14 protein-coding genes and 1 pseudogene are annotated in these 15,144 nt (G+C 66.7%); 8 read left to right on the top strand and 7 right to left on the bottom strand.

The genetic code is table 11. From position 1 onward, the window contains the following. Nucleotides 1-1,075: 1,075 nt before the first annotated feature. The 4 genes from K3M35_RS24625 to K3M35_RS24640 form a co-directional block, all read right to left on the bottom strand. Nucleotides 1,076-2,557, bottom strand: coding sequence for a recombinase XerD (locus tag K3M35_RS24625; RefSeq protein WP_220667164.1), 1,482 nt, complete (start codon nucleotides 2,555-2,557; stop codon nucleotides 1,076-1,078). Beyond that, the gene (locus K3M35_RS24630) at nucleotides 2,550-2,888 is read right to left on the bottom strand and encodes a helix-turn-helix transcriptional regulator (RefSeq protein WP_159419568.1); all 339 of its coding nucleotides are present in this window, start codon (nucleotides 2,886-2,888) and stop codon (nucleotides 2,550-2,552) included. Before K3M35_RS24630 ends, K3M35_RS24625 begins: the two co-directional genes overlap by 8 nt. Further along, complete coding sequence (locus tag K3M35_RS24635; protein WP_220667165.1) at nucleotides 2,885-3,997, bottom strand: site-specific integrase; 1,113 nt, start codon at nucleotides 3,995-3,997, stop codon at nucleotides 2,885-2,887. Before K3M35_RS24635 ends, K3M35_RS24630 begins: the two co-directional genes overlap by 4 nt. Nucleotides 3,998-4,300: 303 nt before the next feature. Beyond that, complete coding sequence (locus K3M35_RS24640) at nucleotides 4,301-5,872, bottom strand: FMN-binding glutamate synthase family protein (RefSeq protein ID WP_174556248.1); 1,572 nt, start codon at nucleotides 5,870-5,872, stop codon at nucleotides 4,301-4,303. Nucleotides 5,873-5,994: 122 nt separating this feature from the next. Here K3M35_RS24640 and K3M35_RS24645 point away from each other — a divergent pair, with 122 nt between their 5' ends. Continuing rightward, nucleotides 5,995-8,364 (top strand): FdhF/YdeP family oxidoreductase, encoded by a 2,370-nt coding sequence (locus K3M35_RS24645; protein WP_220667166.1) that lies wholly within the window; start codon nucleotides 5,995-5,997, stop codon nucleotides 8,362-8,364. 7 nt (nucleotides 8,365-8,371) lie between these two features. On the opposite strand, the gene K3M35_RS24650 is transcribed toward K3M35_RS24645, so the two are convergent. Continuing rightward, nucleotides 8,372-9,370, bottom strand: a complete 999-nt coding sequence (locus K3M35_RS24650) for an MBL fold metallo-hydrolase (RefSeq protein ID WP_033097564.1) — start codon at nucleotides 9,368-9,370, stop codon at nucleotides 8,372-8,374. Between the two features lie 98 nt (nucleotides 9,371-9,468). Here K3M35_RS24650 and K3M35_RS24655 point away from each other — a divergent pair, with 98 nt between their 5' ends. The 3 genes and pseudogenes from K3M35_RS24655 to K3M35_RS26470 form a co-directional block, all read left to right on the top strand. Beyond that, on the top strand, nucleotides 9,469-9,948 hold the full coding sequence (locus tag K3M35_RS24655) for a TspO/MBR family protein (protein WP_033097491.1): 480 nt from the start codon (nucleotides 9,469-9,471) through the stop codon (nucleotides 9,946-9,948). A 512-nt stretch (nucleotides 9,949-10,460) separates the two neighbouring features. Then, nucleotides 10,461-10,640, top strand: coding sequence for a carotenoid oxygenase family protein (locus K3M35_RS26465; RefSeq protein WP_039583908.1), 180 nt, complete (start codon nucleotides 10,461-10,463; stop codon nucleotides 10,638-10,640). A 91-nt stretch (nucleotides 10,641-10,731) separates the two neighbouring features. Further along, nucleotides 10,732-10,893, top strand: a pseudogene (locus K3M35_RS26470) (carotenoid oxygenase family protein); the annotation flags it as partial. Here K3M35_RS26470 and K3M35_RS26475 read toward each other — a convergent pair. Both K3M35_RS26475 and K3M35_RS24665 read right to left on the bottom strand, forming a co-directional pair. Then, nucleotides 10,872-11,075: a hypothetical protein gene (locus K3M35_RS26475; protein WP_064061480.1), complete on the bottom strand. Its 204-nt coding sequence runs from the start codon at nucleotides 11,073-11,075 to the stop codon at nucleotides 10,872-10,874. The pseudogene K3M35_RS26470 and the gene K3M35_RS26475 overlap by 22 nt on opposite strands. Before the next feature lie 94 nt (nucleotides 11,076-11,169). Beyond that, nucleotides 11,170-12,453 carry an APC family permease gene (locus tag K3M35_RS24665; RefSeq protein ID WP_064852593.1) on the bottom strand — a complete coding sequence of 428 codons (1,284 nt, stop codon included), beginning with the start codon at nucleotides 12,451-12,453 and terminating at the stop codon, nucleotides 11,170-11,172. 68 nt (nucleotides 12,454-12,521) lie between these two features. Here K3M35_RS24665 and K3M35_RS24670 point away from each other — a divergent pair, with 68 nt between their 5' ends. The 4 genes from K3M35_RS24670 to K3M35_RS24685 all read left to right on the top strand — a co-directional run. After that, entirely contained in the window at nucleotides 12,522-13,280 is a 759-nt protein-coding gene (locus K3M35_RS24670; protein WP_024102393.1) for an ArsR family transcriptional regulator, read from the top strand. A gap of 13 nt (nucleotides 13,281-13,293) precedes the next feature. Next, on the top strand, nucleotides 13,294-13,680 hold the full coding sequence (locus tag K3M35_RS24675; RefSeq protein ID WP_220667167.1) for a VOC family protein: 387 nt from the start codon (nucleotides 13,294-13,296) through the stop codon (nucleotides 13,678-13,680). Nucleotides 13,681-13,722: 42 nt separating this feature from the next. Further along, nucleotides 13,723-13,905, top strand: coding sequence for a hypothetical protein (locus K3M35_RS24680; protein ID WP_006553115.1), 183 nt, complete (start codon nucleotides 13,723-13,725; stop codon nucleotides 13,903-13,905). Between the two features lie 79 nt (nucleotides 13,906-13,984). Then, the coding region (locus tag K3M35_RS24685; protein ID WP_220667168.1) for a phosphotransferase family protein at nucleotides 13,985-15,144 on the top strand (1,160 nt) is incomplete at its 3' end.

The raw sequence follows: 15,144 nt of genomic DNA on the forward strand, positions 1-15,144 counted from the left end.
GTGGACGAAGAAGGATCGGATGCCTTCGGTCGCCTCTCGGCGAAAGGCGCAGCACGGCTCCAGCCGAACGGAACTCCATGAAGGCAAAGGGTTGAGCCCGGGGGACACGAAAACGCACCCGATCCAGCCAGCGGCAACGCAACCCAGCCTCAGGCTATTCCCGTCGTGAGTTGTAGTAGGCATGACAGGGTGACCGCATAAGCGCCCGGATCTTGGACTACACAACCCCCTGTCGTCGCCGATGGGCGCAATGCGTGCAATGCGTGCACGCATTGCGAGCCACGCATGCACAGTGGGTTGCGGACAGCGTGCGAGGTCGGAGGTTCCTCTCGAATGAGGATGGCCGGGGCTCCCAGCCCCAAGCCGGGGCGGCCTGGGGGCCTGCACCCGCACCCGAATCGGAGGCGAGCGCGAGGGTCAGGTGGGGATGGCGTCGAAGCCGCACCCGGGCGTATTCGATGCGTTCGAGACGGTGACCGCCGGTGCCGGGAACCAGTAGATCCCCGGACAAGGGAGTGTCATTTCCGGAGGGTGCCTCGTAGTGGTTGCCGGTCACCAGCCGATAACCACGGGCGAGCAGCGCGGTGTGGAAAGTGGCGTCGGCCGCAGCGACGGTCTCCATACCGGCATCGGCGATTGGCACCGGCCTCCGCGGCTTCCCGCTGCAAAATTGATGGATAACCCCGATTATTCATCAAAAATGAATGGGGTGGTGCCGGCCGGTGGGCCGTAGGAACTCGCCGGGGACGTGATCCTTCCGCCCTGCCCAACGCACTGTCGGACGACAATGGTGGCGCATGGGCGCGGTTGCCCTTGGCAGCGTGGCGTTGCTGCAACGGACACGGCATTCGCGTGTCGCTGCGCCTCAGTGCCGGCGGATGCGCGGTGATCGGACCGGTGGCTCAAGCCGCCCTCGCTGATGGCTTCGCGGAGTCACGGCCGCGGCTGGGTCGGACCGGCCGTCGCGCTGAATATCGACGAACGGACAGGCGGATCGGTCATCGCATGCAACACCGAAACGTTGCGAGTGGATAAGGGGCTTATCAAGTTCTGTTGAGATCCAGGCGGGCGTTGCTCATCGTGTCGGGTGCTTGGTCGTGGGGTAGCTGCCCATCGGCGTGCCCGCACGGGTGGCGTGGATGTTCATGGTGTCCGGTGTGTAGCCGAGTAGGGCGGCGAGCGAGGCGGCATCGATTTCCTTGCTGAGTTCGTGCAGCGCGGTGTTGCGAAGGGCGCGGATGTCGATGCCGAGTAGACGAAGTCGTTTCATCAGGGACTGTTCGGTGAGGTGATGGCCGGCGCGGGTACCGGGGAACAGCCAGTGCGAGTTGTGGTTCGTTGTTTGCTGGTTGGCGTGGCTGTCGAGGTACTGCTGTACGAGGGGCAGCAGAGGTTCGGGGAGCGGCGCGGGAAGGGTGCCGATCCGGACGGTGGGTCCGGTCGGGGTGATGTCGAGGTCGTCGCGGGTGAGTTCGGCGATCCTGCGGACGGGGATGCCGTAGAGCAACAACAGCAGGGCCGCGATGCGAGTGGACAAGGTGATGTGGTCGGCTTCGATGCTGATCCGGATGAGTTCGAGCCGCCGGGCGGAGGACACCAGTGGCGTGCTCCGTGCCGTGCGATATCGGATGGTGAATCGTGCTGCTATGCCGGTGCGGTGGCGCCACTGGATGAAGTTGCGGATGGCGTGGCGGGTGGTGGTGCCGTCGCTGAGGTAGGCATCGAGGTGTGCTTGTCGCAGCTGCGCGATGCTGATGTGGTGTTCGCTGCGCAGCCAGGTCAGGAACTTGGTGGCTTCGGTGATCTCTTGTCTGGCGGTGCGGGCGGCATTGTCCATGCTGCGACGTGGGTCGAGCTCACGAAGTCGGCGCAGGTGATGCCAGCGAGCGAATTGCTCGATGGGCGTGTGGATTTCAGGAGTCGATTGCAGGGTGGTGAGCCGGTGATCGAGCCAGATCTCGAAGCGGGCCAGGCGGGGATCGCCGCGGCTGGGCAGCATGTGATGGTGGACGAGCATTTCACGCAGATGCTCGACGCTGCGCGAGGGCGGTAGGGCGTCGAAGGCGGGATGTGACAGCTGCAGTTCGCGAGTGCCGATGCGGGCGAGAAGGTCAGCGGTGGTGGGGTTGCGCATCCAGGTAAGGACGCTTTCGGGGCGGGGGACGGCGGCGAGGATGGTGATGAGTCGTTTGATCCGCAGGTCCGCCGGTGAGCTCGGACGGAGGATGTGTTCGAGGTCGGCGGTGAGCACACAGCGGGCGCAGTGCCCGCCACGGAGACGTTCGGCTTCGCGGCCGCACCGGTCGCAGGTGAGCGTGGTGGTGATGCCGGCGCAGTCCCGGCAGAGAAGGGCACCGGCGGCGGATCGTCCGGGCAGAAGACGATGTTCGCCGCAGAATACGCAGGTGCCGTAGGTGCGCACGGCGGCGGTGAAGCAGGCGCCGCAGACGGCTCCGTCGGGCCAGTGCACCCGGATCCTGGGGACGAGGTGGCCGCACCGGCCGCATTCGCAGGTGCCGGTGCTGCGGGGCCGTCCTCGCGGACGCAACTCAGTCATCGTCGGTGACGATCCGAGCGCGGACGGGACGGTAGGCGCTCAACAGGGGGACGTCGGTCGGGGCGTTGGCGGCTTGGGGGCGGGAACGTCGGACGTCGGTAGCGGTGTAGGTGATCAGGTCGCCGGCTTCGACACCGAAGATGTCGCAGAGCGCGACGAGGACCTTGAAGGCGATCCGATCCGGCTCCTGTCCGACGATCCGGTAGATCTGTGACTCGGACAGGGTGATACCTCGCTCGCGCAGCGGACCGACCAGGTCGCGGCTGTTCTTCATTCCGGCGCGGGCCATGAGTTCGCGTACACGCCAGTGGTACTGGATCTCGCGTTTCATCGCTGCTCCTTCGGGTGTGGTGCTCCGGTGCGTCCGTCGTTGCTGCGAGCCAGGGTCGCGGTCAGGACTCGTTCGAGTTCGCGTGCCCGGTAGTCGGGTGCGGCGAGGGTGTAGAGCGAAGTCGTCGAGGCGTGCTCGTGACCGAGTTGCAGTTGGACAAAGCTGACGTCGTAGCCGTACTCGACCTGCAGGTGGGTGGCATAGGCGCGGCGGAACGAGTGCAGATCCAGCCCCGGCGGAAAGCCGAGTTCATCGACGAGAGAGCGCATTCGTTGCCAGAGATTGCGGGCAGGAACGATGCCGCCCTTTTCGGTCGGGAACACGGTGTCGACCGGGTGCCCGTAGCGGGGCAGCCCACGTGTGCACCAGTCGGCGAGTGCTTCCGCAGCCCAGTCGAAGACCGTCAGCACGGTCCGTTGCTTGGCCGGTGCGCCGCGCATCGCCTTGCCATGTCGTACACGCACCAGACCCCACTCGCCGAACACCGGTGCCCGCGCGTTGCGGGAGAGATCGACCAGCTGCAGGTGCCGGACCTCGTTGCGGCGCAGCCCCCATCCGTAGAGGGTCTTGAACGCCACCGCGTCGCGCCATGCCGCCAGGGCGCCCTTGCGGCCGGATCTCAGGATTCGTTCGGGTTCGAGGTCGGCCAGATCGAAGAACTGCTGCAACTCCGCGGGGGTGAACGGCCGCTTCACCGGCCGTGCGTCATCGGCCTGCACGTGTCGAGCTCGATTGAACTCGGTGATCACCTGTGAGAAGACCGTGCCGAACAACCGACCGCAATGCTCGTTCCAGTCGTAGGTCGGGTCGCTCGCATAGTCGAGGAACAGCTTCACATCGGTCTGATACGCCCGCACCGTGGTGTGCGCCAGATTCCGGACTCCACGCAGGTGCCCGAAGAAGTCGTCCGCATCCGCCGGCGACCACTGCCACGGATAGGAGCCGACGAACTCGATCATCTGCTCGACCGATCTGACCCGCCGTCGCACGGTGTCACCCGAGAAGTTCCGGGCGAACTGCGCCTGTCTCCACCCGGCCAGCACATCGTCGAGAAAAGCCTCCGGATCGGGGCCGTTCTCACCCGCCGGCAGATACACCACTCGCCCCATCCAGCCCCCTCGGTCAACTGCAAATTTTGCATTCAGAATGCGTATCGTGCAATCGATGGCCACGAACACCAAGGTCACAGGCGGTTTCTACGTCGCCCTCGGCCGTCGGCAGCCGGAGCGACACCGATGCCGCCCACGGTGCCCAATTCGCCAAGGATGCAGGTCAACCCGCGAGGGAACCGGGTGAAGGAGGTCTTATCGCGGACGGTTGTATTCGCAGTCCGCGCGAATAACCAACCTACTAGTTAACATAACGAGGCATTATCGGCCACATCGCTTTGTCGATCTTTTGACCACAAGTGATTACGAGGTCGCCGTCGACTCCTCCGTCCCACCCGGTGTCGTCACCGCTTCCGCGGTCATCAGACGCGTGATCTCCTCCCGGTCCGCCTGCGACGGCAGTCCCCACCCGTCTCGGTAGCCGTACAGCTCCCGCAGGGTGACGGCGCGTCGATTGCCGTCGGCGATCTCGATGTCGTCGACGGTGATCAGGCCAGGATGCGCCACTCCCGTGGCCTGTGCGATCTTGAACACGTCGCGGCGGAGGGCTTCGATGTAGTCGGCGACGCGGTCGGCCTTGGTCGGGACGTCGAGTCCTCGGGTGAGCCAACGGTTCTGCGTCGCCACGCCGGTGGGGCACCGGTCGGTATGGCATTTCTGCGCCTGGATGCATCCGATCGAGAACATCGGTTCGCGGGCGACGTTGACCATGTCGCATCCGAGCGCCATCGCCACCACCGCGTTGTCGGGCAGGCCGAGTTTGCCGGCACCGATGAAGGTGACGTCGTCGGTCAAGCCGGCTTCGGCGAATGTCGCGTAGACCCGCGCGAAGCCGCTGCGGAACGGAAGCGATACGGCGTCGGCGAACACCAATGGTGCAGCGCCGGTTCCACCTTCGCCGCCGTCGATGGTGACGAAGTCGACTCCGCGGTCGGTCTCGCTCATCTGGCGTGTGAGTTCGTCCCAGAAGGTCGTGTCGCCCACGGCGGACTTGATCCCCACGGGAAGTCCCGTTTCGGCTGCGAGCAGTTCGACCCAGTCGAGCAGGCTGTCGATGTCGTGGAACTCCGTGTGCCGCGACGGGCTCACGCAGTCCTTGCCGACGGGGATTCCACGGACCTCGGCGATCTCCGGGGTGACCTTGGCTCCGGGTAGCAATCCGCCCAGTCCGGGCTTGGCGCCTTGGCTGAGTTTGATCTCCAGGGCACGCACGGGTGCCGATTCGACGACCCGCTTCAGTCGTGCGAGGTCGAAGTGTCCGTCCTCGTCGCGGCACCCGAAATAGCCGGTGCCGATCTGGAAGATCAATTCTCCGCCGTTGCGGTGGTACGTCGTCAGGCCGCCTTCACCGGTGTTCTGCAGGCATCCGGCCGTCCCGGCACCCCGGTTGAGTGCTTCCACGGCGGCACCGGACAGCGAACCGAAGCTCATCGCCGAGATGTTGACGAACGACTCGGGACGGAAGGCACGGGTACGTCCCCGGGCAGCGCCGAGCACCTTCGCGGACGGGAGCGACACCTTGTCGCCCCCGTGAGGGGCACTCGACGGCGGCAGGTCCGAGAACGTGCGGTGCTTGATGATCGTGTACCCGTCGGTGTACTCGATGTCGTTGTCGCTGCCGAATCCGAAGGTGTTGGTGACGTTCTTCGACGAAGCGTATATCCACCGGCGCTGATCGCGGTTGAACGGCCGTTCCTCGTTGTTGTTCGTCGTGATGTACTGCCGCAGTTCGGGTCCCAACGACTCCAGCAGATAGCGACCGTGCCCGAGAATCGGGAAGTTGCGTAGCAGCGAATGGCGCTTCTGCACAAGATCGTAGGCACCGACAGCGGCCGCCGCAGCGGCCGGGATTCCGAGCATTTTCGACCGTCCCATTTCCCGAGAGTACGTTCGGGTGGGGCTGCGCGATGCGGGTCCGGGCGTAATCGCCGACCCGTTTCGGCAGGCGGCGGACCGGGGTACTCCTCGGCAAACCGTGCGTGGGGAGAGGTGATCGAATGCGGAACCGTGACCGGCGGGCCGACTACGACGAAGGCGACCTCGAGGTCGAAGACCGGAAGAAGGCCGCAGCGGGTGTCACCGGCGTCGCCGTGGCGGTGAAGCGATCCCTCGAGCAGATGGGGCTGGTGCGTTCGGTCGAGACACTGCTCGAGTTGAACCAGGCCGAAGGGTTCGACTGCCCGAGTTGCGCGTGGCCCGACCCGGACCCCGGTCATCGCAAGATCGCCGAGTTCTGCGAGAACGGCGCCAAGGCCGTCGCCGAGGAAGGCACCAAGCGACGTGCCGACCCGAGCTTCTTCGCCAGGTACAGCATCGCGGAACTGGCCGAGCACAGCGAGCTGTGGCTCGGCAAGCAGGGCCGCATCACGCATCCGATGGTCAAGCGGCCCTGCGCCACGCACTACACCCCGATCGAGTGGGACGAGGCCTTCACCCTCATCGGTGAACAGCTGAAGTCGCTGGACAGCCCCGATCAGGCCACCTTCTACACGTCCGGACGGGCATCGAACGAAGCGGCCTTCGTGTACCAGCTGTTCGCGCGGGCGTTCGGGACCAACAATCTGCCCGACTGCTCGAACATGTGCCACGAGTCCACGAGCATCGCGCTGCAGGAGTCGATCGGCATCGGCAAGGCCAGCGTCACGCTCGACGATGTGCACCACGCCGAGCTGATCATCCTGCAGGGGCAGAACCCCGGCACCAACCACCCGCGCATGCTCACCGCACTCGAAGAGGCCAAGCAGAACGGCGCGAAGATCCTGACGATCAACCCGCTGCGCGAAGCGGGGCTGGTCAACTTCCGGAACCCGCAGACACCGCGCGGGGTGCTCGGTCGGGGAACGGATCTGTCCGACCTGCATCTGTCGATCAAGGTGAATGGCGACCTCGCGCTGTTGCAGGCGTTCGGCTCGCTGCTCGTCGAATGGGACGCGCTCGACCACGACTTCGTGCAGAGCCGCACCCGGGGATTCGACGAATGGGTCGAACACGTCCGGGACATCGACTGGGACGAGGTGGTCGCCGCGACCGGCCTGTTGCGTCAGCAGATCACCGAGGCCGCGCAGATGCTGCGCCGCTCGAAGGCAACGGTCTTCTGCTGGGCCATGGGCCTGACTCAACACCGCAACGCGGTCGCGACCATCAAGGAGATCTGCAATCTCGCATTCGCGCAGGGCAACATCGGTAAGCGCGGCGCCGGCCTCATGCCCGTGCGCGGACACTCGAACGTCCAGGGCGACCGCACGATGGGGATCTGGGAACGCGCGCCGCAGAGTTTCCTCGACGCGGTCGAGAAGGAGTTCGGTTTCGATCCTCCTCGTGAGAACGGTTACGACACGGTCGATTCGATCAAGGCGATGCGCGACGGCAAGATGCGGTTCTTCCTCGGCCTCGGCGGCAACTTCGTGCAGGCGGCACCCGACACCGCTGTCACCGCGGAGGCGATGGCAGGTATCGACATGACGGTGCACATCTCGACGAAACCCAATCGTTCCCATCTGGTCTGCGGCAGAACGGCATTGATCCTCCCGTCGCTCGGGCGCACCGACAAGGACGTCCAGGCCTCGGGACCGCAGTTCGTGTCGGTCGAGGACACGACGTGCGCGGTCCACGCCTCCCGAGGACCGCTGAAACCGCCCAGCGAGCACGTGCGTTCGGAGGTCGCGATCATCACGGGCATCGCCGAGGCCACGCTCGGCGACCGCTACGGGATCGACTGGAAGGCGATGCGCGACGACTACGCGAACATCCGCTCGCGCATCTCCCGCGTCGTCCCGGGTTGTGAAGGGTACGAGGTCAACGTCCGGCGTCCGGGAGGATTCATCCTGCCGCATCCGCCCCGCGACACCCGAATCTTCGAGACAGATTCGGGTAAGGCGGAATTCGCCGTCTCGCCGGTGGAGGTGGTTCAGGTCCCGCCGGGGCATCTGTTGCTGCAGACGATGCGCAGCCACGACCAGTTCAACACCACCATCTACGGCCTCAGCGACCGCTACCGCGGGATCGAGGGCGGCCGTCGCGTCGTGTTCATGCACCGGGACGACATCGCCGCACTGGGTTTCGACGACGGAGACTTCGTCGACCTGTTCACACGATGGGACGGCGACGACCGCGAACGGTGCGCCACGAGGTTCCGGATCGTCGAGTACGACCTGCCACGAGGAAGCGCGGCCGCCTACTACCCGGAGACCAACCCTCTCGTCCCGCTCGATTCGACTGCACTGAAGAGCAACTGCCCCACCTACAAGTCGATCGTGATCTCCCTGGCTCCTGCCGGACGCGACGAGTGCCCGGACGCGCTCGGAACCGCGCCCGCGGGATCGGACTGGTCGCACAAGACGACCCCGGAGCCGAAACACCTGTCCTGACCGTCGATCAGGACGCCTCGAATGCTCCTTCGCGCAGCAGTGTTTCGGCCGCGATGAAGGCTGCGACGCGACGTGCGACGGTGGGCGGCGCCGGTGGGTTGCCGTTCCACTGGTCGAACAGCGTGCTCAGGCTCAGTGCGATGCGCTCCGGCGACTCCCAGTGGCGCCACGCATCGAAATCTTTCGTGAGCAAGAGTTTCCGCGCTGTTTCGAGCGGGGTGAGTCCGGCCCGGTGATGATCCTGGGCGGCATCGCGCAGCCACAGCCAGTAGTCGCGCAGTGCTCGGATCTCCGCCGCACCACAGGTCGGCCCGTGCCCGGGTACGTACACGTCGGCGTCCCAGCCGAGCAGCCGATCGAGCGCCGACAACCAGTTGTCGAGCGGGCCGTGCCACAGGATCGGCGTCGACCCGATGAACAGCAGGTCGCCGGTGAAGACGACCCCGGCATCGGCCACGCGGACGACGAGGTCGCCGGCCGTGTGGCACGGTCCGAGTTGCTCGAGTTCGATCGTGCGACCACCGATGTCCAGTGAGGTGGCGGTCGCGAAGGTCGTGTCGGGCATCCGCGGGGTGCGGCGCGGGAATCGGGCACCGCCGCGGACCCGCGCCATGTAGGCACCGGCCGCACCGATGGGGCCGGGGACGCGCCGGATCAGGGAGCCCGTGCCGGCCAGCACGGTGAGGGCGCGCGGTGGAAGATCCTCGCGCATCCCGTCCAGTGCGGCGGCGCTGGTGGTGATCCGCGCGTCGGGCGGCAGCGTGTCGTTGCCCCACCAGTGGTCACCGTCGCTGTGGGTGTTCACCGCGTCGGTGATCGGAGCATCGGCGACCAGCGGTGCCTGCGCCTCGGCGATGCGCTGCGCCCATGCGACGTCCCATGCGGTGTCGACGACCAGCGACGCCGTTCCCGGTGCGACGACCAACCCGGTGTTGGCCTCACCCCAACCGCCGGGGGTGCGCACGAACGCCCAGACCCCGTCACCGACCTGCTGCAATCCACTCATGTCGACCTCCCGGCCCGCCACCCTACCGAGGTGTCCGTTTCGTGCGCCTTCGGCTCGGGTAGCCGACGATCAACCGTCATCCACAGGAGCCGACAGACATGAGACTCAGTACCGTTCTCGCGACCGCCGCTGCCACCACGACCACCGCGATCGTCGGATCGATCGCCTCCCAGGACACGAACTCCCGGTGGTACCGCAAGTTGCGTAAGCCCGGTTTCCAGCCTCCGGTCGCGGCGTTCCCGATCGTCTGGACGGCGCTGTATGCCGATATCGCTGTCACCTCGGCCGTCGCGATCGACGAGTACACCGACGCCGACGACTATGCGGGTCGTCGCAACTACATCGCGGCTCTGGCTACGAATCTCGTTCTCAACGCGTCGTGGTCGTGGGTGTTCTTCAAGTGGCATCGGTTGATGCCTGCCACTGTGGTCGCCGCCCTACTCGCCGCCAGTACCGCGGATCTGACGCGCCGGACGGCCGAGGCGAATCCGGCTGCGGGTGCCGCGCTGGCTCCGTACTCGGCGTGGACGGCGTTCGCCACGCTGCTGACCGGACGGATCACGCAGCTCAACCGCTGATCCGCGTGAGTCAGGACGGTAGATCGCGTTCGTGACATACGCGGCGACGTCGGCGTGGGTCATGTGCCGGGCGGGGGAGAGCAACTGGCTGAAGACCACGCCCACCATGAATTCCACTGCTGTCTCCGGGGTCGGCCCGAGGTGCGCAGCCAGGGGTGGGCCGGTGATGTGCTTCAGTGCCCGCTCGGTGACGATGTCGACCAGTGTGCTGCACTTTCGGAGCGGATGAGCCACGGTTCGTCGGCGAATCGCAGGCGACCGAGGACAAGTTGTTCGAGAGTGTCGAGCTCGTGGTTCACGATGACGCCCAGCGGATGGCCCTTCGATGCGTACCGGCGATAGATGGTTGGACCGTGGTGGTCGGCTGCACGGGCCCGCGACGATCCCGATTCCCGAGCTCGGATTCGTCCACGACTTCGCGCTGACCGATCGGCACATGGTGTTCGTGCTGGGACCCTGCTGGTTCGGAATCCCGTCCCGGTTGCACTGGGGTTGCGCCCTTCGACGATGCGTTGTCGTACCGACCGGAACTCGGCACCACCATCGTCCTGGTGTCGCGGGACGGTGGTGACCCGGCGACCTTCGAACACGACGCGCTGTTCCACTTTCACGTCACCAACGCCCACGAGGCCGGCGATCGCACCGTCGTCGAACTCGTCGCGCACGATCCGGCCGGCGGCTGGGAAGGGTAGAACGGTCACCTGCGCAACTATCGGGGGCGATGCCGGACCGGCCTTCGGTGGCACGCTCACTCGGCTGACCGTCGACCGCAGGGCCCGCCGCATCACCGCCACCGCGCTCGACGATCACGGATGCGAATTCCCTCGACTCGACCCGCGGTTCGCCACCACCGAGCATCGCTACAGCTACACCGCGTCGGCATCGGTCCCGGGCGGGGATCCCGACTCGGTCACCATGATCGATCACCGTACGGGCACGACGAACCGGTACACGGCCGAGGCCGGCACCACCGTCTGTGAACCTCTGTTCGCACCGGCAGCGACGCCGAGGGCGGCGGCTGATCGCTGACGCTCGAACACCAGCCTGCGCGCAGGGGCAGCAGGCTTCTCGTCCTGCGCGCCGACCGACCGGGCGACGGACCGGCCGCGGCGGTGATCCTGCAGCACTACGTGCCGATGACCTCCCACGGCGCGTTTCGGCCCGACAGTGGCGCTACCTCCGACCGGCGGTAGGCCGATGGGCATCTCATTTCTGACGGATCTACCGTTGCGGTTCAACCGGTTCCGGCTGGTACCTGAAGCGCCGACGTGTGGCGTAGATCAGCGCGCCCACTGCGATCACGGCCGTACCGGTGAGCACCGATGAGCCGGGCAGCGTGAACGCCAGGGTCAGGCATCCGGCCAGCCCGAGTGAAGCGATGATGCGCCCGCGTCGCCCGCCCGGAAGCGTCCAGGCGGAGGCGTTGGCGACGGCGTAGTAGACCAGCACCCCGAACGACGAGAATCCGATCGCGGCACGGACATCTGCGGTTGCGGCGACGACCGCGACGATCACTCCGACAGCGAGTTCGGCTCGATGTGGCACCGCGAACCGGGGGTGCACCGCGGTCAGCGCGTGTGGCAGATGCCGGTCCCGTGCCATCGCGAAGGTGGTGCGCGACACTCCCAGCACCAGGGCGAGCAGTGAACCCAGAGCGGCAACGACGGCCCCGGCGCGCACCACCGGCTCCAACCACTCGACCCCGGCCGCGGTCACCACACTCGACAACGGTGCAGTCGCTTCGGCCAGCGTGCGAGGGCCCAGTACCAGCAGCGCGACCGAAGCGACCGCCAGATAGACGAGCAGGGTGACGCCCAGTGCCATCGAGATCGCGCGCGGTATCGTGCGCGCCGGTTCGCGTACCTCCTCGCCGAGGGTGGCGATCCGCGCGTACCCGGCGAAGGCGAAGAACAACAACCCGCCCGCCTGCAGCACCCCGCCCACGGTGATGTCGGTGCCGAACCCGAGTCGGGCCACCTCGGTGGAGCCGGAGGTAGACCCTGCGACAACCACCGCGGCGAGTACGGCCAGCACGATCGCCACGATGATCCGGGTCGCCAGTGCCGACTTCTGGACACCGCGATAGGTCACCGCCGTGAGCAACACGACCGCGGCGACCGCAACCGCGTGCGCCTGCTCGGGCCAAATGTAGAGGCCGACGGTCAACGCCATGGCCGCGCACGAGGCGGTCTTGCCGACCACGAAACACCAGCCTGCCAGATATCCCCAGAACTCGCCGAGCCGTTCGCGTCCGTACACATATGTGCCACCGGAGACCGGGTACCGTGCCGCCAGCCGTCCCGACGAGGACGCATTGCAGTACGCCACGATTGCCGCCACCGCGAGCCCGATCAGCAGGCCCGACCCCGCAGCTCCGGCTGCGGGCGCCAGTGCCACGAAGATCCCCGCCCCGAGCATCGATCCGAGGCCGATCACGACTGCGTCGGCCGCCCCGAGGCGCCGTTGTAACCCCTCGGGCGTGCCCGTCCCTGTCGTCTCCGACATCACGGCTCCTTCGCGCGCATCCAAATTGAATCAAAATGATTTGATGTATCTGGTGCTATCATCGGGTGATGAAGTCGGTGCGTCAACCTGTCCCGGCCTTCGTGCAGTTGGCCGCCCACCCGGTGCGGTGGCAGCTGCTCGCGGCGCTGTCCGGCGGCGACTATCGGGTCCGGGAGATGGTGTCACTGGTCGGGGAGCCGCAGAACCTCGTCTCCTATCACCTCCGCCTGCTCCGCGACGGCGGGCTGGTGCGGGTTTCCCGCAGCAGCTTCGACGGCCGCGACAGCTACTACCACCTCGACCTCGACCGGTGCACCGAGATGCTGGCCGGCGTAGGTGCCGCACTGCATCCGGGGTTGGGGTGCAACCGCCCGCCTGTGACGTTCACATCCGAGACGCCCTCACCGGTGCTGTTCGTGTGCACAGGCAACAGTGCGCGCTCCGCAATCGCGGAAGCTCTGCTCCGGCAGCGCACCGGCGGGACCGTCGACACGACCAGCGCAGGCACCTGCCCGAAACGGAACATGCACCCGAACACGGTGCGGGTGCTGCGAGAAGAATTCGGGATCGACATCGCCGACCGACATCCCCGCCACCTCGACAGCCTCGCCGGCCGCCGGTTCGGCACGGTGATCACCTTGTGCGACAAGGCCCGCGAGGTATGCCCCGAATTCGACGGCGAGACTCGCCGGATCCACTGGAGTATCCCCGACCCGGCGGCGGCCGGCGGTGCCGACGAAGAGACCTATCCGGCCTTCCGTGTCATCGCGGCCGAGATCGACACCCGCATCCGATATCTGTGCGAGACCCATGCCGTCACAACATGACCAGGAGCAACCGATGACCACTACCGACGGATACGTCAGCGTCCGATACCTCGTCGACGACGTGCCCGCGGCCGTCGCCTTCTACACCCGTTATCTCGGCTTCACCGTGCTCACCCACCCCGCGCCCGCTTTCGCCGATGTGATCAGGGGTTCGCTGCGGCTGCTGCTGTCCGGGCCGGCGAGTTCCGGGGCCCGCGCCACCCCCGAGGAGTTCGTCGGTCCGGGCCGTAACCGGATCCACCTCGTCGTCGACGACCTCGACGCCGAGATCGCTCGCCTGCGTGGTGCCGGCATAGAACTCCGAAGCGATGTGGTGACCGGTCCGGGCGGTCGTCAGATCCTGCTCGCCGACCCCGCCGGCAATCCGATCGAACTGTTCCAACCGGCGGCCGACAGATGACCGACCCCGAAGCGCCGACCCGCGATGGGTAATGATGGAGGCATGCTGGAAACACCCGTCGTCATCGGTATCGGATCCATCTGCGTGGGGTTCGTCTTCTTCATGCTCGCCGCGACGGGGACGCGATCACGCTGGGACAAGAAGATCACGATCACGCTGTTCGCGCTCGCCATCGTCTTCATGACGATCATCCCGGTGATCGGCGCGGTGGGGTTCGCGGCCTGACCCTCCACGGCCGAAGTACTCGCACACCGCGGATCACCGTGGGAGTATCCACCGCAGGAAACCGAACAGGGAGGTCGCGGTGGGTGGCGTCAGCGGTGAATTGAAAGACGAACTGACGAAGCGTCTTTCGTCGGTACTCGACGGCAGTTGGACGCTGCGGCGCATCGAACGGCTCACCGGTGGTGCGAGCCGCGAGACCTGGGCGATCACCGCGGTGTCGGCCACCGGCGACACCCGGGAGTTGATCCTGCGCCGCGACCCGCCAGGACGCGAGGACGCACGCAGGATCGCAATGGAAGCGGCGTCCTTCGACGAGGCCGCCCGCATCGGCGTGCCCGTGCCCGACGTGATCGACCGCAGCGGCGACGAACCGCACCCCGGGATCGGCGCCTACCTCGTGATGTCGAAGGTGCCCGGCGAGGCACTGCCGCAGAAGTTGTTGCGCGACGAGAATCTGGCCGAGGTCCGCGCCGCACTGCCCTACGAACTCGGACGCATCCTCGCCCGGATCCACCGCATGGACATCGAGGCCGTATCGAACCTGCCCGAACACGACCCGCTGACCTCCCTGTTCGACGAGTACCTCACCAACGGCAACCCCGTGCCGACGCTCGAGGCCGCGTTCGCGTGGCTCCTCCGCAACCGTCCACCGGCGACCGGGAAAGCGTTCGTGCACGGCGACTTCCGCAACGGGAACCTCCTCGTCGACGCGGAGGGCGTGCGCGGGGTGCTCGATTGGGAACTGGCGCACGTCGGTGACCCGATGGAGGACCTCGGGTGGCTGTGCACCCGGACCTGGCGTTTCGGTTCGCCGCATCCGGTGGGCGGATTCGGTTCCCGCGACGACCTGTTCCGCGGGTACGCCGACGAATCGGGCGAGAGTCCCGACCCCGAGGTCCTCCACTGGTGGGAGGTCTACGGCTCGCTGCGGTGGGCGGTGATCTGCCGGATGCAGGCCGCCGCAGCGGCGACGGGAGGCGACAACACCCTCGAACTGCTCGCCATCGGCCGGCGCGTCGCCGAGTGCGAACACGACCTGCTGGACCTGCTCGACGTCCCTCCCCACGACGAGACGGAGACTCCGCCCGCCACCCCACAGTTCCTGGGAGCACCGCCCGTCGAGGAGCTGCTCGGGGCAGTGCGCGAGTTCGTCCTGGAGGTCGGGGCGGGCGCCGATGCGAAGACCCGCTACCGCAGCCGGGTGGCGGCGCACGTTCTCGGCATCGCCGCACGGGAGGC

Origin of the sequence: Rhodococcus sp. DMU2021, assembly GCF_019641445.1 — a bacterium.
In the GTDB taxonomy this organism is placed as follows: domain Bacteria; phylum Actinomycetota; class Actinomycetes; order Mycobacteriales; family Mycobacteriaceae; genus Rhodococcus; species Rhodococcus pyridinivorans.

What these genes read in the sequence shown, in the direction of transcription:
- K3M35_RS24625 (WP_220667164.1), bottom strand. Translation starts at nt 2,557, where the DNA reads ATGACTGAGTTGCGTCCGCGAGGACGGCCCCGCAGCACCGGCACCTGC.
- K3M35_RS24630 (WP_159419568.1), bottom strand. Translation starts at nt 2,888, where the DNA reads ATGAAACGCGAGATCCAGTACCACTGGCGTGTACGCGAACTCATGGCC.
- K3M35_RS24635 (WP_220667165.1), bottom strand. Translation starts at nt 3,997, where the DNA reads ATGGGGCGAGTGGTGTATCTGCCGGCGGGTGAGAACGGCCCCGATCCG.
- K3M35_RS24640 (WP_174556248.1), bottom strand. Translation starts at nt 5,872, where the DNA reads ATGGGACGGTCGAAAATGCTCGGAATCCCGGCCGCTGCGGCGGCCGCT.
- K3M35_RS24645 (WP_220667166.1), top strand. Translation starts at nt 5,995, where the DNA reads ATGCGGAACCGTGACCGGCGGGCCGACTACGACGAAGGCGACCTCGAG.
- K3M35_RS24650 (WP_033097564.1), bottom strand. Translation starts at nt 9,370, where the DNA reads ATGAGTGGATTGCAGCAGGTCGGTGACGGGGTCTGGGCGTTCGTGCGC.
- K3M35_RS24655 (WP_033097491.1), top strand. Translation starts at nt 9,469, where the DNA reads ATGAGACTCAGTACCGTTCTCGCGACCGCCGCTGCCACCACGACCACC.
- K3M35_RS24665 (WP_064852593.1), bottom strand. Translation starts at nt 12,453, where the DNA reads ATGTCGGAGACGACAGGGACGGGCACGCCCGAGGGGTTACAACGGCGC.
- K3M35_RS24670 (WP_024102393.1), top strand. Translation starts at nt 12,522, where the DNA reads ATGAAGTCGGTGCGTCAACCTGTCCCGGCCTTCGTGCAGTTGGCCGCC.
- K3M35_RS24675 (WP_220667167.1), top strand. Translation starts at nt 13,294, where the DNA reads ATGACCACTACCGACGGATACGTCAGCGTCCGATACCTCGTCGACGAC.
- K3M35_RS24680 (WP_006553115.1), top strand. Translation starts at nt 13,723, where the DNA reads ATGCTGGAAACACCCGTCGTCATCGGTATCGGATCCATCTGCGTGGGG.